General features: G+C 38.6%; 19 protein-coding genes. 1 reads left to right on the forward strand and 18 read right to left on the reverse strand.

What is annotated here, in order from left to right; all coding sequences use genetic code 11:
* Positions 1–96: 96 nt before the first annotated feature.
* The 13 genes from E7K77_RS03115 to E7K77_RS03175 all read right to left on the reverse strand — a co-directional run bounded on the left by E7K77_RS03115 (position 97) and on the right by E7K77_RS03175 (position 13,448).
* Positions 97–792 carry a TIGR03936 family radical SAM-associated protein gene (locus E7K77_RS03115; RefSeq protein WP_195213109.1) on the reverse strand — a complete coding sequence of 232 codons (696 nt, stop codon included), beginning with the start codon at positions 790–792 and terminating at the stop codon, positions 97–99.
* Entirely contained in the window at positions 764–2,647 is a 1,884-nt protein-coding gene (locus tag E7K77_RS03120; RefSeq protein WP_325306053.1) for a TIGR03960 family B12-binding radical SAM protein, read from the reverse strand. The genes E7K77_RS03115 and E7K77_RS03120 overlap by 29 nt, the downstream gene beginning before the upstream one ends.
* Before the next feature lie 55 nt (positions 2,648–2,702).
* Positions 2,703–3,806, reverse strand: a complete 1,104-nt coding sequence (gene rodA, locus E7K77_RS03125; protein WP_083791376.1) for a rod shape-determining protein RodA — start codon at positions 3,804–3,806, stop codon at positions 2,703–2,705.
* Positions 3,807–3,814: 8 nt separating this feature from the next.
* Positions 3,815–4,738, reverse strand: coding sequence for a P-loop NTPase (locus tag E7K77_RS03130; protein WP_287541567.1), 924 nt, complete (start codon positions 4,736–4,738; stop codon positions 3,815–3,817).
* Position 4,739: 1 nt separating this feature from the next.
* Entirely contained in the window at positions 4,740–6,662 is a 1,923-nt protein-coding gene (mrdA, locus tag E7K77_RS03135; protein ID WP_008714278.1) for a penicillin-binding protein 2, read from the reverse strand.
* 19 nt (positions 6,663–6,681) lie between these two features.
* Entirely contained in the window at positions 6,682–7,176 is a 495-nt protein-coding gene (gene mreD / locus E7K77_RS03140; RefSeq protein WP_008714280.1) for a rod shape-determining protein MreD, read from the reverse strand.
* Positions 7,173–8,090, reverse strand: coding sequence for a rod shape-determining protein MreC (mreC, locus tag E7K77_RS03145; RefSeq protein WP_012864591.1), 918 nt, complete (start codon positions 8,088–8,090; stop codon positions 7,173–7,175). The genes mreD and mreC overlap by 4 nt, the downstream gene beginning before the upstream one ends.
* 1 nt (position 8,091) lies before the next feature.
* The gene (locus tag E7K77_RS03150) at positions 8,092–9,129 is read right to left on the reverse strand and encodes a rod shape-determining protein (RefSeq protein WP_008601416.1); all 1,038 of its coding nucleotides are present in this window, start codon (positions 9,127–9,129) and stop codon (positions 8,092–8,094) included.
* 279 nt (positions 9,130–9,408) lie between these two features.
* On the reverse strand, positions 9,409–10,107 hold the full coding sequence (radC, locus tag E7K77_RS03155) for a RadC family protein (protein WP_008714282.1): 699 nt from the start codon (positions 10,105–10,107) through the stop codon (positions 9,409–9,411).
* 142 nt (positions 10,108–10,249) lie between these two features.
* Positions 10,250–10,816, reverse strand: a complete 567-nt coding sequence (locus tag E7K77_RS03160) for a Maf family protein (RefSeq protein WP_004698546.1) — start codon at positions 10,814–10,816, stop codon at positions 10,250–10,252.
* Positions 10,817–10,902: 86 nt separating this feature from the next.
* On the reverse strand, positions 10,903–11,523 hold the full coding sequence (locus tag E7K77_RS03165) for a hypothetical protein (RefSeq protein ID WP_325306054.1): 621 nt from the start codon (positions 11,521–11,523) through the stop codon (positions 10,903–10,905).
* Positions 11,524–11,675: 152 nt separating this feature from the next.
* Positions 11,676–12,881, reverse strand: coding sequence for an acetate/propionate family kinase (locus tag E7K77_RS03170; protein ID WP_004698711.1), 1,206 nt, complete (start codon positions 12,879–12,881; stop codon positions 11,676–11,678).
* Between the two features lie 3 nt (positions 12,882–12,884).
* Entirely contained in the window at positions 12,885–13,448 is a 564-nt protein-coding gene (locus E7K77_RS03175; protein WP_004696462.1) for a hypothetical protein, read from the reverse strand.
* A 186-nt stretch (positions 13,449–13,634) separates the two neighbouring features.
* Here E7K77_RS03175 and E7K77_RS03180 point away from each other — a divergent pair, with 186 nt between their 5' ends.
* A complete protein-coding gene (locus tag E7K77_RS03180; protein WP_325306055.1) occupies positions 13,635–14,972 on the forward strand; it encodes a tRNA(Met) cytidine acetate ligase in 1,338 nt (445 codons plus the stop codon).
* A gap of 122 nt (positions 14,973–15,094) precedes the next feature.
* Here the strand turns inward: E7K77_RS03180 and pyrR are convergent, their stop codons facing one another.
* The 5 genes from pyrR to E7K77_RS03205 all read right to left on the reverse strand — a co-directional run bounded on the left by pyrR (position 15,095) and on the right by E7K77_RS03205 (position 18,188).
* On the reverse strand, positions 15,095–15,616 hold the full coding sequence (pyrR, locus tag E7K77_RS03185) for a bifunctional pyr operon transcriptional regulator/uracil phosphoribosyltransferase PyrR (RefSeq protein ID WP_004696466.1): 522 nt from the start codon (positions 15,614–15,616) through the stop codon (positions 15,095–15,097).
* A 93-nt stretch (positions 15,617–15,709) separates the two neighbouring features.
* Positions 15,710–16,633 (reverse strand): RluA family pseudouridine synthase, encoded by a 924-nt coding sequence (locus E7K77_RS03190; RefSeq protein WP_021148361.1) that lies wholly within the window; start codon positions 16,631–16,633, stop codon positions 15,710–15,712.
* An 86-nt stretch (positions 16,634–16,719) separates the two neighbouring features.
* Positions 16,720–17,160 carry a signal peptidase II gene (gene lspA, locus E7K77_RS03195; protein ID WP_021148362.1) on the reverse strand — a complete coding sequence of 147 codons (441 nt, stop codon included), beginning with the start codon at positions 17,158–17,160 and terminating at the stop codon, positions 16,720–16,722.
* 108 nt (positions 17,161–17,268) lie between these two features.
* Positions 17,269–17,433 (reverse strand): DUF362 domain-containing protein, encoded by a 165-nt coding sequence (locus E7K77_RS03200; RefSeq protein WP_004696472.1) that lies wholly within the window; start codon positions 17,431–17,433, stop codon positions 17,269–17,271.
* A gap of 491 nt (positions 17,434–17,924) precedes the next feature.
* Positions 17,925–18,188 carry a SemiSWEET family transporter gene (locus E7K77_RS03205; RefSeq protein ID WP_004696474.1) on the reverse strand — a complete coding sequence of 88 codons (264 nt, stop codon included), beginning with the start codon at positions 18,186–18,188 and terminating at the stop codon, positions 17,925–17,927.
* Positions 18,189–18,343: the final 155 nt, after the last annotated feature.

Genomic DNA, 18,343 nt, shown 5'->3' on the forward strand with positions numbered 1-18,343 from the left:
TCTTTATACTTTCAGAATATAAAATAATATATTAAATCCCTAACATCTACATAAATAGCTAAGATTTACATAGGTAATTAATATTTACGTAAGTAGTTAATAATTAATTTCTAATGGCGTATAGCGACCTTCTTCGTTTTCTACCATAATTGCTTTACGATGAATTTCGTAGCTAGTTGTAATAGGCCAATTATATTGATCCTTGCCTAAATTCCACACTTCGCTAGGTTTGATTGTACCTTGCGGATAAATGCCGATGCCCATTGTAAGGGTCACCATACCGTCCTTAACGGAGGCTACGATGGGTTCTTTTACAAACTCTTTTACATCAATGGTACGAGTTTTCTTAGGTGTTACCTTTTCATAAGAAATTTCCGTTGCTTCATTAAAAGGTTTGAGTAACGCATCCCAATCAGCATTTTCATCTGTCACAGGACCTGTTACCTCATAGATAGCAAAATTACAGATGGCCATCATCTTTTTCACCTTTTCAGGCATTTCTTTACCGTCTAGTACTTCAAGTCCTGGAGGTGCTACGCGATTTAAACGGTCCATAATGGACTCTAAACTATCCTCTTCAAGCACATCCATATCGATATATTCAGCCGCTGCCGTTACGCCTAAAGCAAGAGCAGAGGAAAAGCTAATTTTCATATGAGGGTTAAAGCCTTCAGAATATGCCATTTTAATTTCTGCTCGACGTATCATCCGCTCTACAGCTTGAGCATAATCAAGGTGTGACAGGAATCGTAATTCTTCGCCCTTATTTAAGGCCAAACGTAACTTTTTCAACTCTGCCACCCTCCTTATAGTCAATAATAGCTGTATTGAGCTCTGGACATACATTACAGCCCTTACATGGAGCTCGACGACAATCGCCTGTAAGATTAGCTGCTACCGCTTGCTCCCACTCACGCTTTAAGAAAGCTTTACTTACAGTACAATCTAAATGATCCCAAGGCAATGGCTCATCGAAATCTCGTGTACGACGTGCAAAATACGCAGGATCCAATCCGCAGTCAGCGAATGCTTTCAACCAAGCTTCATAGTTAAAGAACTCAGTCCAACCATCAAATTTACAACCAGCTTTCCAAGCCTCTACGAGAACTTTAGATAGTCTACGATCTCCGCGAGCAAAAGCGGCTTCCATGTAGCCAGTATAACCATCATGATAGTGATAAGAAATGTTACGATTATTGATGAGAGACTTCAAGTAACGTTGTTTACGATGAATCTCCTCCACATCTTCTTGACCATACCATTGATATGGAGAATGTGTTTTTGGTACGAAGAAGGATACGCTCACCGTTACAGAACCATTACGTTTGCCTGTAATATCACGGTGCAAGTCAAGCACCTTGTACGCAAGATCTGCAATACCAGCCAAATCTTCGTCTGTTTCTGTAGGAAGCCCCATCATAAAATACAATTTAACCGTGTTCCATCCTGATTTGAAGGCATTAGTACATGCGGCCAACAAATCTTCTTCACTAACGCCCTTATTGATAACGTCACGCATCCGTTGCGTACCTGCTTCAGGCGCAAAGGTAAGACCACTCTTGCGCACTTGCTGTACCTTTTTCGCAATATCGATAGAGAAGCTATCAATACGCAATGACGGTAAGCTAACGCTAACTTGTTTATCTTTAAACTCTTCCATGAGCATATCTACGAGTTCAGGCAATTTAGAATAGTCCGCAGAGCTCAAACTCATCAAGGATATTTCATTGTACCCCGTATTGGCAATTGTATCTTTAGCAATCTGTAACAAACGTTCTGGCGTCTTTTCACGAACCGGACGATAGAGCATACCGGCCTGACAGAAACGACAACCACGCGTACAGCCACGGAATAACTCCAATACAGCACGGTCATGCACTATATCAAGGAACGGTACAACAGGCTTTGTTGGATAGAATACATTCTCTACATCCTCTATAATACGTTTCTCAACGGTTGCAGGTACGTCTTCGAAACGCGGCGTAATCGATTTAAAATCGCCTTGTTCGGTGTATTCTACATCGTATAAAGCCGGGCAATATGTGCCAGGAATTTGGGCTACTTTACGCAAAAAGCCTTCTTTGCCACCTGGGAAGCCTTTGGCTTTTTCTGCTTTAAATAAGTCGATGAATTCATCGCCCCACTCTTCGGATTCACCGAGGGATACGATATCAAAGAAATCAGCAATAGGCTCTACATTATACGCACAAGGGCCACCGCATACAAGCAGTGGAAAATCTAAATCACGCTCCTTAGCATACATAGGAATGCCTGCTAAATCGAGCATATTTAAAATGTTAGTAAAACTCATTTCATATTGAAGCGTAAATGCTAACACATCAAAGTCTTTAATAGGCGTACGTGTTTCTAAGGAAAATAATGGAATATTACGCTTGCGCATTGCCTCTTCCATATCGTGCCACGGTGCAAATACGCGCTCGGCTACCGCATCTTCACGACGGTTTACGAGACCATACAAAATCTTGATGCCCAAATGACTCATGGCCACTTCGTACACATCGGGAAAACCTAAAGCCATAGTTACATCAACAGTACTATGATCTTTCACGATACTATTGTATTCGCCGCCCGTGTAACGAGCGGGCTTTTGGACATGTTGTAACCATGACGTATCTAATTGAATCATACATCCTCCGTCTTTAATGAAAGACTTCTTTCACAATCAATCCTATGAAAGGATATTAAAATATATATTTTGTCCGCTGTCTAGCAATATTTAATAAAATGCCAATGCTCAGCATATTAGTTGTTAGCGCACTAACACCATAGCTAAGGAATGGCAACGGAATCCCCGTTACAGGCATAATACCAATCGTCATGCCTACGTTTACGAGCACTTCAAAGGCAAACATCGTACCAATACCCGTTGCTAATAACATACCGAAATTATCATTGCAGGTATATGCTACTTGAATGCTGCGATAAATAAGCATAAACAATAATAGCAATACTACAATGCATCCTACAAAGCCAAATTCTTCGCCGATTACAGAAAAGATAAAGTCCGTATGATTTTCTGGTAAAAAGTTCAACTGACTTTGAGTACCATTAAAGATACCTTTACCAAAAATCATACCCGACCCGATGGCAATCTTAGATTGAATAATATGATAGCCAGAACCGAAGGGATCGATATCTGGATTTAAAAATACTAGAATACGTTGCTTTTGGTATTCTTTCAGTACAAACCAGCCCAAAGGCATCAAGAGTAAAGCCACACTCGCAATAATTTTTATAAGCTTAGTTTTGATACCAGATATAAAGAGCATCCCTACAAATATAGCAATATATACGAGGGATGTCCCCAAGTCAGGTTGTAAGAATACGAGAAGGATAGGAATCCCTACATATAACACTGGCATCAATAGGGATTTAAAAGTATCTAACTTGCCAATGCGCGGTTCTAACATTTTAGCCATACAGATAATCATCAATAGTTTAGAAAACTCTGAAGGCTGAATAGTAATTGGCCCCAGTTGAATCCAACGCTGTGCACCTAGTGCGGAGGTACCAACTACCATAACTGCAATTAACATAAGCATGGTAATCACATAAATCATATTCCCCCACCCTTTAAGGCGATGGTAATCTAGAAATTGCATGCCTATAACGACAGCTATATTTGCTAAAAAGAATACGAGTTGTTTTACCACTAAACTACCAAAACCGATAGCCTCATGATTCACATGGGTAGCACTACCAATAGCTGTAAGACCAATTCCGACAAGTAATATAGTACATATGATGATAGTCCAATCGCTATCTGTCCATATTTTACGCCACATCATATCACCTATTTCAACTTGCTACGGCGCCACAAGCTTTGTTTCCCTTGCACCAATAAGCGTTGCGTGGTCCAACCGCCACGATTAATGTAATGAACATTGTTAGAATCCTCAAAAATAGACTCACCTACTGTTGCAAGACTTGGTGTACTATCTTGCTCCTTCGATGTTTTTTTCTTAGTTACATAAGCATCGAAGTGCTTTTGTACATCGTAGTCTTCCCAACACTCACCGGTAGTTACATAATCAACAAGAGGTGCTAACATAGCTTTTAGTTCGCTAGAAACAAATTCTAACAAACGACCATCTTGTGTATAGGTCAAAATATCCTCATCATAAGGGATTATAGCCCCTACAAATTCAGCGCGAAGGACTTCTAACATATCATATAAATTGATATTCTCTCCATCGATAGGTACTGCATTAAAAGCAATAGCATAATCACGAATATTATGTTCTTGACATACTTGAATCATGCGCGCCCCATTACGTAAGGACACCCATAAAGGATGCGTCACCACGATGCAGCGATTTACTAATTCTAAAATAGACTCTATGCCCTTACCGATACCAGCAGGAGCATCAATTAAAATATAGTCATATGTCTCAGAGAGGCGACGAACTAATTTTTTATATTTTTTACGACCTATATCTTCCCAACGAGCACTTTGGCTAGCTGGTAGAAAATCTAAGTTTTCAGCAATTGATACGATGGCATCATCCATATAGTCTTTATCTTCGCTCGCATCTAATGCGTCGTAAATAATTTCATTTGCCACTCCTAACACAAGGTCTAAATCGCGCAATCCAAAATCTCCATCACAGAGCAATACGTGATGCCCTGCATTGCTTAAGGCTGAACCCAAGCAAGCGGTAATCGTAGTCTTACCTACGCCCCCCTTACCGGATACAACGCCGATTATCTCGCCCATACTAATCCTTTCTTGGTTGTCCACTAGTTACCGCATTCTGAGGTTTTTGCCCTTTATTAATACTTGTCCCCGTAGCAGTTTCCTTATTGCTCTTACTATTTGTATCATTAGATTTCTTATTCACTGGTACATTGAAGTACGCAGCCAATATATCTCGTACGATAGGCCCTGCAGAGCCCGCACCAAAGCTACCTTGCTCAACAAGTGCAACCACTACAATTTGTGGCTTATCATATGGTGCATAGGCTACAAACCAGCCGTGATCTCTGCCATGTGCATTCTCTGAAGTACCTGTTTTACCAGCTACATCAATAGGGAATCCTTTAAACAACTCCCCTGCTGTACCACCTTCATTAGTAACATCACGCAAGCCTTCGCGAACAAGATCCATAATATTTTTTGGTACAGGTAAGATACCGAGCTTGTCTGGGCCAAAGATTTCTTTTGGCGTGCCATCCTTATTATCAATACGGCTCACTACATATGGGCGGTATTTAATGCCACCATTTGCTACTTCACTGAGCATAACAGCCATTTGTAATGGTGTCACCAAAGTAAAAGACTGACCTATGGCCGCATCAAAGGTTTCACCTAAATACCAATCTTCATCATACACTTTGCGTTTATAAGCAGGACTTGCCATATTACCAGAGGCCTCACCAACAAGATTGATGCCTGTCTTTTCGCCAATACCAAAGTAGCCAGCATATTTTACAAGTCCTTCTATGCCAACGCGATTGCCCATTTCATAGAAGTAAACATTATCTGATTTTGCAAGAGCTTTATTAAAGTTAAGCCACCCTAATGCTTCACCTTCTGCATTTCGTTTATCGATAAGCCAATGTTTACCACTATCAAAAATCATTTCTTCAGGGGTAACCTTTTTAAGATCTAAAGCCGCCGTACCTGTAATAATCTTGAACGGAGAACCTGGTGGATATTCACCAGAAATAACCTTATTATCAAATGGATGATTCTTATCGTTATTCAATTGATTCCACTGTGCCGTTGTAATCCCCTTCGCAAACCAATTAGGGTTAAACTCAGGGGCGCTGACCATGGCCAAAATGGCACCCGTATTTGGATCCATTGCTACTACAGCAGCTCCTTGAGCTGGAATGCCTTGGGCACGCAACTGTTCTAATTGGTTCTTAACAGCTTCTTCAGCAGCCTTTTGTAGATTTGCATCTATTGTCAAATGGATATTAGATCCAGGCACTGTATGCTTTCTATCTACCTCCGCAACCGGTCGGCCTGTAGCATCAACCTCTACCTGTTTACCACCATCAGTACCACGCAAGATGGAATCATATAGTTTTTCAAGACCAGAACGGCCTAAAATAGTACCACCACTAATAAGGGTATTTGGATCTTGCTGTTTTAGCTCTTCTAATTCTTCTTCGCTCACTTCACCCACATAACCAAAGAGCTGAGAAGCCATCGTTTCATATGGATAATAGCGAAGTGGTTCTACATCTATGGTAACACCTGGTAATTCATGACGATGCTCTTCGATGCTTGTAACTACATCCATAGAAATATCATTAGCAATACGAATTGGCTCATAACCATATTTATGATCATTTACCTTTTTTGTAATATCTTCTGGTTTAATTTTCAGCAAAGTTGCCAACTTAGCAACTTCACCTTCGTCTAGAGCCTTCCCCGTAGGCAAAATGGAGATAGTGTATGCCGGTCTAGAACCTACTAAGATCTGACCATTTCGATCGTACATAATACCACGAGCAGCTGTCATGGATACCATGCGCAAACGGTTGCCTTCTGCCTTAGCTTGGTAATAACCACCAGACAAGATTTGCAACGACATCAGGCGTAATGCCAAGACTATAAATATGCCGGCTACAATGTAAAAGAGTACATCAAAGCGATTCGTTTTTCTTCGTTTATAGAGGCCTTCAAGCACTCTTTCACCCCCTTAATCCTTACCAAATATAACCTTGTTGTTCATCATCTTTACGCCATAACAAACCATGCACAATAGCGCCTAACAAGCCATTCCAGAACATCACGGGTAATACCATATGCCACAAGTATAGTCCAAAGTGCAAATCGCCACCACTAGCTAATATCATAAAGCTACGAATAACGCCATCTAGTAGCGTACAAATAGCTACTATACCGCTAGACCAATACCAGCGTTCTTCATAGATACGATGCTTTACGGCAGATAGTAGGTATACCACAATTACGTAAGGGAATAGATGGAGCCCAAAAAAGTTAGATATCAATACATCATGTACGATACCCCCAACAACAGCGGATATCAGCCCCATACGACGACCTTTAAATAAAGTAATCATAACAATTATCGTCAAAATTAAGTTTGGTAACCAATTTGTATGAAAAATAGTAGGCAATAATTGCGCTTGTATAAAATATATTAAAAATCCAGAGAGAACTAAAGCTAGACGCATCATTGTTTAACGGCCCCCTTTGCACCCTCTACTTGATCTCGTTGTGTTTGAGGCACAAGTTTAGGTTCAAGTTCTGGTTTTTGTGGTGCACTTAGAGAAGACGAGGTAAGCACAAAAACTTCTTCTAAACGATAAAAGTCTACACTCGGTGTGACTACCGCATTTTTAACAAATCCTTCCGAATCATTTTCGATAGATTGCACGTTGCCAACAGGTAAACCTTTTGGATAGATACCACCATAACCGGAGGTAATCAACTTATCCCCTACCAATACGTCCCCATCGCGAGCAATATTTACCATAGAAGGTGTACGAGGTGTATTTCCATTACCTTTTACAACGCCAGACAAACGAGATTCAGGTCGTTGTACAAGAATACCTATTGCGCTACGAGGATCAAGAATGGTTTGAACGCGAGCAGAATGCGGATATACATCTGTAATAAAACCAACGACACCACTAGGTACCACAACAGCCATGTTAACTGCCATACCTTCATCACTCCCTTTATCAATGGTGAAAGTATTTGTCCAAGTACCGTAATCCTTTGTAATGATACCCGCTAAGGTCATGGAGAATTCTGGATGGCTACTTTTATAGTTTAAAAGCTGACGAAGACGAATATTCTCTGCCACTACTTCATCGTAGTTAACTACCTTTTGTTCCAATGTAGCTTTACGAGATGCTTCCTCTTCACTTTCAATATTAGAGAAAATAGCATTATTAAGTACTGTAAAGCTAGTTTGAACACCCTCTAATAAACGGGCTGACCCATAAGCGAAAGGCGTTGTAATTCCTTCGAGGGTAACCGTAACAAAGGGAATACTAGTCCGTTGCTTCCACGCAAAGCCGAGCAATGCCATTAGGATACAACCAATGACAACGATGATAATTAACTTTTTATCTGACTGTATCATGCTAATCTCGGCCCTTTCTATTCTTAGAATTTACAATAAAACGCGATAAGCTCACTAAATCAGATGAGGCCCCATTAAGGCCTACCACAACTTTTGTTTCAGGTGCTTCAGGAACGTGAACAGGTACCCCTAATTCAGTACCAATCCGGTCCGCTAAACCAGATAGTCTTGCTGTACCGCCAGTAAGCCATATGCCATGTTGCATAATATCAGCCACGATTTCTGGTGCAGTAGCACGAATCATTTGCTTAACCTCATCCAAGAGACCAATCAAACATTCATTTATAACTTGGTACACTTCAGATTGGTGAATCACACAACGTCTACCTAAGCCGTTCATCATATCGCGCCCTTGAAAGGCATACTCTGCATCCTCTAAAGGAGCGACAGCTGTTCCTAATGTATGCTTAATATCTATTATAGTTTCATCAGATACAATAATGCCAAAACACTCACGCACATAGCGCAATAAGGCATTATTAATATCAGAACCACCAAAACGAATTGTTTTGCTATCCACGATACCACCTAAAGAAACAATCCCCATATCAATAGTGCCACCGCCGATATCAATGACCATAGATCCTTGCGCTTCAAAGATAGGCACACCACAACCAATAGCAGCCGCCACAGGTCGTTCGATAAGAAATACCTCTCTAGCACCAGCTTGAATAACAGCATCCATCATGGCTCGTTGCTCAACATCGGTCATCCCACAAGGAACCCCTACGACAACGCGAGCTCGACGCAATGCATTAGAAACCTTATTAAGAAAGTAGCTAAGCATAGTATGCATAACGCGATAGTCAACTATAAATCCATCCTTTAAAGGCGTTAACGGACGCCACATATCGGGCATGCGCAATACGAGGCGCGCCGCTTCATCACCAACGGCTACTACTTTTTCTTGTTTTGTATCAGTTGCTATAATCGATGGTTCGCTTATAACAGTCCCTCGCGTCCCCCCCATGAGGCGCGTTTGTATGGAACCAATATCTATACTTACATCTTTTCCTAGAGTAGGTAAAATGGAACTCATAGTAATTTCTCCTTCATTACATCATCATTCCATTTTACCATATATAACGCGACTTTTTCCATTGATATCAGTACCTTTCATTTTGTTAAAAGCACTGATAATGCATAATTCCTGTACTCATAAGTCATACATAAAAATTACATAACTTCATACATAAAATCTCATATACAATAAGGAAAAGCACTCATTTATAGGAACTTACCCATGCGTCAAAATTAGGTATAGTTCAAAATGAGTGCTTTTAATAATCTTATTTGGCTTTGTTCAGTTTATTTAGGCTCAGCTCAATTTACCAATTTCGCTGAGGCTCGTAAATTCATTATCCCCTATAACGATATGATCGAGTACAGGAATCCCCATAAATTGACCAGCACTAACAAACATTTTCGTTAGCCGTATATCTTCATCACTTGGTCTACTATCGCCTGACGGGTGGTTATGGATTAGAATAATAGCCGCCGCATTACATGCTATAGCTTTTTTAAATACTGCTCTTTGCTCTACAAGACTTGATACTAATCCACCATTAGAGATATGTTCCAACTGAATAAGCTTATTTCGAGATGTTAGCATGGCAGCCCACACATGTTCCACATCTTCGTGACGCAGTCGCTCCATCACATATTGAGCTATTACAAAAGGTTGCGAAAAATCTTCATAAGTCTCTTTAATCTTTAACTCCCCTAATCGCCTACCCATTTCAAGTGCTGCACATAGCGTCACTGCTTTATCTCTACCAATACCCTTGATTTTGATCAGATTATCTACGGTCATTCGGTTAAGACCATAAACACCATCATCAAAGGATTGTACAATATCACTTGCCAAAGAAATCGCAGATTGCCCCTTTACCCCTGTACGTAATAAAATAGCCAACAACTCCTCCATCGCCATATGTGATGGACCTAAGGCGAGAAATTTTTCTCGAGGTCGCTGGAATGGTAACATATCTTTTACACTTACTGTTGGTACTTCCATAGAATCTCTCCATTCAAATAGATAACACCATTTGTAAATCAAACAATAAACACATCTACTCTCTTAAAAATTATTCAGCACAGCACAGCACAGCACAGCACAGCACAGCCAATTATATCACTATCTGTCTAATATGCTAGTACTATTTTGCCCCTAACGCCTTGCACAGTTCCTCGTATACATGTTCAACTGGTAACCCTACCACATTAGTATAAGAGCCCTCTATTTTATCTACCCATAATGCACCTTTTCCTTGGATGCCATAAGCTCCAGCCTTATCCATCGGTTCCCCACTAGCAATATAAGACTCAATTTCAAAGGGTGCTAATTGTTTAAAATATACTTTTGTTTCATTGTGAAAAACTATCTCCTCCCCTTTGATGAGTAACGCGACTCCAGTGATTACAGAATGTGCTCTACCCGATAAATGCTCCAACATATGGCGTGCATCGGATTCATCATGTGGCTTTCCTAATACTTTATTATCAAGGACAACAATAGTATCTGCGCCTAACACAATACTTCCGTCTGGAACACCTACAGCACAACGAGCCTTACCTAATGCTTGGGCTTTCACCATTTCAATAGGGTTGTCGTAACCCTCATTAGATTCCTCATAAGTACTGGATACAACAGTATGATCAATCCCAACCTGTGTTAATAATTCAGTTCTACGTGGTGATTGACTCGCCAAATATAATCCAGCCATATACGCTCCTTCGTATTAAAAAACTTGTACATAAAATTCTTGGTATAACTAAACTATCCTGCCTATCCCCCAGAACTTACCATCCCTTACATAGTTGTTCCTTTATCTTCTTTTGAAGAAATTAATCTTTCATAATATTCTTGTACATCTTCCCCATGTTTTACCGCATCAGCTCGCACCGCTGCATAAAATACAATATCCGCTTGAGGCACACGAATACGGCCAGGCACATGCTCTTCTAATATTTCAAAGAATCTATCGTCGGCTTTCAACAGCAAACGACCATTTTTAACTTTATTTCCATCTACAATAGAATACACAAGAGACCAAATCGGGCGCGGGTCAGAGGTAGAACATTTTCTATATTTATAGCGGTATTTAATATTTGTCAACAACTCACGTTCAAACTTGAACACCCCATCAATCATGTTATAATCTACTTCAAAATGACGATTTCTAAAGATAGAGTTCTCTTCAATCACAAGCTTTGTATCTGTCAAAATATATGTATATCTACTAACAGCCTGTTTAACCATAACAATGATGGCCATGATTTCAATAAAATACCCAGCTAATAAAACCGTATGTAATTGAATACTGCGATACGTTGTATAAGCTGCTGCACACAACAATAAAATCACAAAAAATACTACCAATAACTCTGCACTTCTGGTGCGCTGAGATTTTTCTTCATATAATACTGTCATGCTTTACCCCTTTTAAAGAAATCACTAATTAATAACTATACATCCTATTATAAGATATTCTATGCATAAAAACTACAAAAACCCCGTCTATATCCAAGATATAGACGGGGTTTTATGACTCTATTAGTCACTCAGTTCAGATGCGAACTATATTATTTTTTCAACGCTGCTGTAATACGTTGAGTATCACGAGCAATCATGATTTCTTCGTTTGTAGGAATTACGAAGATTTTAACCTTAGAGCCTTCAACACTAATTTCTTGTTCTTTACCACGAACATTATTGCGTTCAGAATCAATACGAGTACCTAAATATTCCAAACCGTTACAGATTGCATCACGGTTACCAATACCGTTTTCACCAATACCAGCAGTAAAGATGATAGCATCTACACCGCCCATAACAGCAGCAAAGGCACCTATTACACGGCGAACTTTGTAATGGAACATATTCAATGCCAATTGTGCGCGTTTATTGCCATTAGCAGCAGCTTCTTCAATCACACGGAAGTCATTGGATACACCAGAAATCCCTAAAACACCGGATTCTTTATTCATAACTCTATCAATTTCTTCATAGGTCATACCTGTTTTTTCCATCAAGAATGGAACGATAGCAGGGTCAATATCACCTGTACGAGTACCCATAATCAAGCCGGACAATGGAGTGAAGCCCATTGTAGTATCGATGGAGCGACCACCTTTAATAGCAGCCACAGAGGAACCATTACCCAAGTGGCATGTGATAATACGAAGATCAGTCATATGTTTACCCATTAATTCTGCACAACGTTGCGCTACATATTTATGGGATGTACCATGGAAGCCGTAACGACGAATACCATAATCTTCATAATAAGAGTAAGGAAGCGCATACATATATGCTTCTTTTGGCATAGTTTGATGGAATGCAGTATCAAATACAGCAACTTGAGGTACATTTGGCATAATAGCTTCACAAGCTTCAATACCTTGAATGTTTGGTGGGTTATGCAATGGTGCAAGAGAAGCACATTCTTCCAATGCTTCCATAACTGCTGGAGTAATCAATACGGAATCAGCAAATTTTTCACCGCCGTGTACTACACGGTGACCTACAGCATCGATTTCATCCATGGAAGAAATAACACCAAATTCAGCATCAACTAAAATATCTAGCAAAATGCGAAGCGCTTCTTTATGGTTCAAAATTGGTTCAATGCGTTCTAATTTATCTGCATTAGGACGTTTGTGAGTGAAGATAGCATCTTGATCACCAATCTTTTCAAAAAGACCTTTTGCCAATTCTGTTTCAGTTGTCATATCAAGTAATTGATATTTCAAAGAAGAACTACCGCAGTTAACTACTAATACGTTCATCGATTAACCCTCTTTCTGTTGTGTAACTTGAATCTTGTTTTGAATTTCTTTGCTGATATCAGCACCTACCTGATCCTTTTCAGGATATTGGTAGACTATATTCCACAATACGCCATGATCTAAGAATACGTATTGAGAAATTCTAAATATTTGTCCTTGCGATGTAACAGTAACATCAAGCTTTTTAGCAGATGCACCTTCTAATGCTACGGACTCTTCTTTGATGGTCGCGCCTACTTTAGCAAATTCAGACTTACTGTGATTAATATACTCATCTACCGTAGGTAACGGTTTATTTTCACCAGGCCGTAAAGCCTCAACCTCAATTACCATATGTTCTGTAACAGATCCATAAATATCAATTGGATACCCCTTATCAGACATATTTTTTGTACTTTTACCCATTTCATAAGGCAAAGCAATGGTAATTTCAGATTGACCAGCACGGATAACTTGATGGCCAAAACTATATGTATCCATTACATTTGTAGAGCCACATCCCGCCATTGCTAGCAGCACAGCACCGAGCAGAGCCCCTTGTAATGTACGTTTCCAATTTTGTTTCATCATATACCTCACATCAATTCAGCATTTACAGTTAATTATAGCCTATAGTGTCAAGAAAATCTATACTAAACTTAATATTTGCACATAACATCATTTCTATAACCAGACCTTTTATATGGATATCATGAAATGTTATTTACAGCATTTCTTCGCTTTGTTACACTAACAATAATGAAAGGAGTCACTATGAAAACAATCGGTATCATCTGTGAATATAATCCATTTCACAATGGACATGCGCATCAATTACATACCTTAGCACAAGAGCATCCTGAAGCGCTGCGCATTTGTATCATGAGTGGTTCCTTTGTACAACGAGGAGAACCTGCTATTTTTTCTAAATTTGACCGTGCTCGTTGGGCTATTCTCGGTGGTGCAGACATCGTTATCGAGCTACCTACACTCTATTCTTTGGGTAGTGCACAACTGTTTGGAACAGGTGCTATTCGCATGGTAAAAGCTTTACATATCGATGCACTCTCCTTTGGTTCTGAAACGGCTGATCTAGATACACTCGTTGATATAACTAAACGTATGGATTGTGAAAGTACTCAAACAGTATTACGGACCTATATTAACGAAGGTATGTCCTATGGCTCTGCCTTCCGTAAAGCCCTTAATACAGAGATGCTCAACACCCCTAATGCACTGTTAGGACTTGAATATATTCGGGCAGGACTTACCTATTATCCTTCCTTAAAATATATACCAATCTTACGCACATCAGATCATCACGACGCGAATATTACAAAAGATTTTCCTTCTGGTACAGCATTGCGTAAACTTATAACAAATATGGCTACAGGTAGTAACAATTGTAATAAAAATAGTATCTACACTTCTACAGATATAGATACAACGACCAGTGCAAGTACAAATACAAATACAAATACAACTTCAAATTCAAATTCAACTGCAACTACATTAACAAAATTAAATACACTAAATAGTAAAATAGAGTTACAACTTCAGTCAATCATTCCTAAGACTATTGCAGACGATATGACTAATATAATTTCTAATGGTGCTTATGTAAACTATAACCGCTACTATGATATGGTCCATACCTTAAGTCGTCGTACTTCAACTAAGGAGCTAGAAAGCTTTGGAGAGTTCAACGAAGGCATTGAACACTTATGGTCCAAAGCGGCCCAACAACCTACGTGGAACTTGGCTATGAAGCAAATAAAATCAAAGCGCTATACCTATGCCCGTTTACAACGAATGGGAGCCTATCTCACCTTAGGAATACAAAAAGATTTACTACAAAGTGCTATACAGGAAGCACCACAATATGCTCGCTTGCTAGCCTTCAACGATAGAGGTCGTCAATGGCTTCGAAATGATTTTGAAATACCACTTATTCAAAAATGGGCCAAAGCACCTAATGAATTAAATACGTTGGGACAAACGATGCATCAAATCGATACATTAGCTACAGATATACAGGCCTTATGCTTACATAATGAAGTTAAACGAATAGGTCATATGGACTACACCTATACGCCACAATACATAAAATAAGCAGAACTACGATCTGGTAGAAACATTCTGCACATAAATATAAGAGTCAAATAATTTAATTTTATTAAGATAATCATCTTATTATATGATAATACTCAAAAAATAAGGGGTTACAATACAGATTATTCCTGTATTGTAACCCCTTCTTCACCATCCAGATCAGCGACGGCAACGCGTACACTTTCAAGATGTGATGTAGGAATATTTTTACCTACATAGTCCGCTCGTATAGGCAATTCACGATGACCACGATCGACGAGGACGGCCAATTGAATAGATCTTGGTCTGCCAGCCGTCATTAATGCATTTAAAGCAGCACGGATGGTACGGCCCGTATACAAAACATCATCTACAAGAATAATTGTCTTTTCCGTTGTATCAATCGTACACGGTTCCCCCTCTTTAGGACGAGCATCACGATCATCACGATACACTGCAACATTCAAAGACTCACAATCAATATGAATACCTTCTATACGCTCAATTTCCGCTTGTAAACGTTTTGCCAAAATGACACCACGCCGTTCAATACCTACAATTAACGCATTAGATAAACCTTTATTGCGTTCTAAAATTTCATGACTAATACGACGAATCGCACGCATTATAGCGTCTTGATCCATTAGTAAGCGTTTCTTTTCCATATATACGCCCTTACAGCATAGGATTGTTCTATGCCCCTATATCCAAATAAGTAGTAAAAATAAGTACTTAAACAATCAATGTAAACATTTAGACTATTTTCGTTTATCTTCACGGTAGGTCTTAGCAAATTCTAAGCACGCCTCAAAGTCAGCTGGTACCGGTGCTTCAAAGTGCATTTCTTCACCTGTAATAGGGTGTTTAACATCTAACGATTTAGAATGTAATGCTTGCCCTTCTATAGGAAAATCCATACGTCTATATCCATAAAATGGGTCATTAACAACAGGATGTCCAATATGAGCAAAGTGAACACGAATTTGATGGGTTCTGCCAGTCTCCAAATTACATTCAACCAATGTTTGATGACCATAACGCTCCAATACTTTAAAATGTGTTACTGCATCTTTACTGTTTTCAAAGACAACAGCCATTTTCATACGGTCCTTAGGATGGCGTCCAATAGGCGCCTTTATAGTCCCCTTTTCTTCTACAATATTGCCTTGTACTAGCGCCCAGTACGTACGTCTTGCAGAATGTGCTTTTACTTGCTCTGCTAGGCCAATGTGTGCTGCATCATTTTTTGCCACCATCATAACACCAGACGTATCTTTATCTAAGCGATGCACAATACCTGGCCTAATTTCACCATTAATGCCTGATAGGTCCTTACAATGGAATAATAGAGCATTTACAAGGGTTCCAGAATAATTCCCTACTGCAGGATGCACCACCATGCCACGAGGTTTATTAACAATAACAATATCGTGATCTTCGTATAAATAATCTAAAGGGATATCCTCAGGTTTAACCTCAATCGATTCAGGCTCTGGGATTTCTACATGAATGACAGTATCAGGTGTAAGCCGAAGATTAGCCTTTCCTACTTTATCACCTACTGTAACATGACCACCTTTAATTAAACTTTGAATATAGCTACGAGATCCTTCCATCTGTTCAGTTAAAAATACATCTAGTCTCATGCCTTCTTGCTCAGCACTTACAATATATTCATTCATCCTCTATTCCTCTTTGAGTCAAGTATAAGATATATATGTATTGACGAATCAAGTCAATGATCTATAAAGGACCCTAATAATGAAAGCTATTCATGGTCCTCTTTCAATGAAAACAAATAAAATACAACAAAAGCTACACCTATACAAATACCAATATCTGCCACATTAAAAATAGGCCATACACGAAAATCAAAAAAGTCCACTACCCCATGAATCATGTATCGGTCAATGCCATTACCAATTGCACCTGCGACTAATAAGGCGGATCCGATTTGCAAAGTCCAATGGCCCTTAGCTAATCGCTTCCAATAAAAAGCACAAACAGCTAATAGAATAAAAGCTACTAGTAAGAAAAACCATCGTTGATTCGCTAACATGCCAAAGGCTGCACCGCGATTGATAATATAGGTAAGATGAAATACATTAGGAATAACAGGTAAAGATTCACCTAACAAAAAATGATTCATTACATAATATTTAGTTAATTGGTCCAATAATAACCAAATGATAAGTACTGTATAAAACAAGATTAACTCCCTTACTATAATATAATTCTTAATAGTCCTATTATACTAAGTTACGCAAATTTAGGCAAAATAAAAAGCCCCTCAATGAGGGGCGTGTTTTATTTGTGATTACTCAGCGGAAATTACAGAAACTGGGCAAACGGATTCGCAAGAACCGCAATCGATGCAAGCATCGCCAATTTCGTATTTAGTTTCGCCTTCAGTAATGCAGGAAACTGGGCAAACAGATGCGCAAGAACCACATTTAATGCAACCATCAGCAATAACTCTCATAATTAGGACCTCCATCAAAATATAAATCAGAACTTTTTATTATCATTTAGAAAGGCACTTGCCTCAACTTATGTTCTCATTATCACACAGTTCAAATTGAAAGTCAAATGAAAATGATAAAAAATTATATAATATTTTGCATAATAATTGTTCCTTTTTATCATAAAAAGCCTATATTTATATGTATTTTGATATTTCTTTTCATTTATGTAATTGAGTTTAATAATCAATAATTGAGAATGCACTAATTATCATTTCAATTAAAATACGTACTATTATACTAGGAATTCAATTATCAATATTTATTATCATAAAAACTATTTTTTTATTACAACAGATTTAACGCTTATCTATATTTTAATCTAACATATAAACTTCACTCTAAAAAAGGCCGAATCATACGATTCGACCTCATTTATATTTATAAAGTAAAGTAATATCTTTACTATTATTCACTATATAACAATAATACTATTTTTTTCTTATAGCACTTAGAAAGATGTTAAGAATGTTAGTGTACCTAAAATAACGCCTGCAAGGTTTGGTACGATTAAAATATAATCACGTTTAGGTGATTTTGTCCAACCATATAATACCCAGATCAAACAGGATACTGCTGCAAATAATGGTTGCCATGGTTGACTAGGTTGACCATGAAGATTAGCAATTATTTGTGGGATATAGGCTAAAAATACAAATACACCAATAAATGCACCAATAGAACCAACTAACATGTTAAATCTTTCTTTTGTCATAGATGACCTCCTTATTCAACATTACATTATTATATCTTACACAATATACTATATCATATTTTTTTCGATGTAGTCAATTGTGTAAAATTAATCATGCAAATTAGTTTAATTCATATTGCTTTTGATTACACTTATATGTAATCTATATTAAAATC

The organism is Veillonella parvula, assembly GCF_032577575.1.
Classification (GTDB): Bacteria; Bacillota; Negativicutes; order Veillonellales; family Veillonellaceae; genus Veillonella.

Excerpts from the sequence above, each read along its gene's own strand:
- E7K77_RS03120 (WP_325306053.1), bottom strand. The coding sequence starts at position 2,647 with ATGATTCAATTAGATACGTCATGGTTACAACATGTCCAAAAGCCCGCT.
- rodA (WP_083791376.1), bottom strand. The coding sequence starts at position 3,806 with ATGTGGCGTAAAATATGGACAGATAGCGATTGGACTATCATCATATGT.
- E7K77_RS03130 (WP_287541567.1), bottom strand. The coding sequence starts at position 4,738 with ATGGGCGAGATAATCGGCGTTGTATCCGGTAAGGGGGGCGTAGGTAAG.
- mreD (WP_008714280.1), bottom strand. The coding sequence starts at position 7,176 with ATGATGCGTCTAGCTTTAGTTCTCTCTGGATTTTTAATATATTTTATA.
- mreC (WP_012864591.1), bottom strand. The coding sequence starts at position 8,090 with ATGATACAGTCAGATAAAAAGTTAATTATCATCGTTGTCATTGGTTGT.
- E7K77_RS03150 (WP_008601416.1), bottom strand. The coding sequence starts at position 9,129 with ATGAGTTCCATTTTACCTACTCTAGGAAAAGATGTAAGTATAGATATT.
- radC (WP_008714282.1), bottom strand. The coding sequence starts at position 10,107 with ATGGAAGTACCAACAGTAAGTGTAAAAGATATGTTACCATTCCAGCGA.
- E7K77_RS03160 (WP_004698546.1), bottom strand. The coding sequence starts at position 10,816 with ATGGCTGGATTATATTTGGCGAGTCAATCACCACGTAGAACTGAATTA.
- E7K77_RS03165 (WP_325306054.1), bottom strand. The coding sequence starts at position 11,523 with ATGACAGTATTATATGAAGAAAAATCTCAGCGCACCAGAAGTGCAGAG.
- E7K77_RS03170 (WP_004698711.1), bottom strand. The coding sequence starts at position 12,881 with ATGAACGTATTAGTAGTTAACTGCGGTAGTTCTTCTTTGAAATATCAA.
- E7K77_RS03175 (WP_004696462.1), bottom strand. The coding sequence starts at position 13,448 with ATGAAACAAAATTGGAAACGTACATTACAAGGGGCTCTGCTCGGTGCT.
- E7K77_RS03180 (WP_325306055.1), top strand. The coding sequence starts at position 13,635 with ATGAAAACAATCGGTATCATCTGTGAATATAATCCATTTCACAATGGA.
- pyrR (WP_004696466.1), bottom strand. The coding sequence starts at position 15,616 with ATGGAAAAGAAACGCTTACTAATGGATCAAGACGCTATAATGCGTGCG.
- E7K77_RS03190 (WP_021148361.1), bottom strand. The coding sequence starts at position 16,633 with ATGAATGAATATATTGTAAGTGCTGAGCAAGAAGGCATGAGACTAGAT.
- E7K77_RS03200 (WP_004696472.1), bottom strand. The coding sequence starts at position 17,433 with ATGAGAGTTATTGCTGATGGTTGCATTAAATGTGGTTCTTGCGCATCT.
- E7K77_RS03205 (WP_004696474.1), bottom strand. The coding sequence starts at position 18,188 with ATGACAAAAGAAAGATTTAACATGTTAGTTGGTTCTATTGGTGCATTT.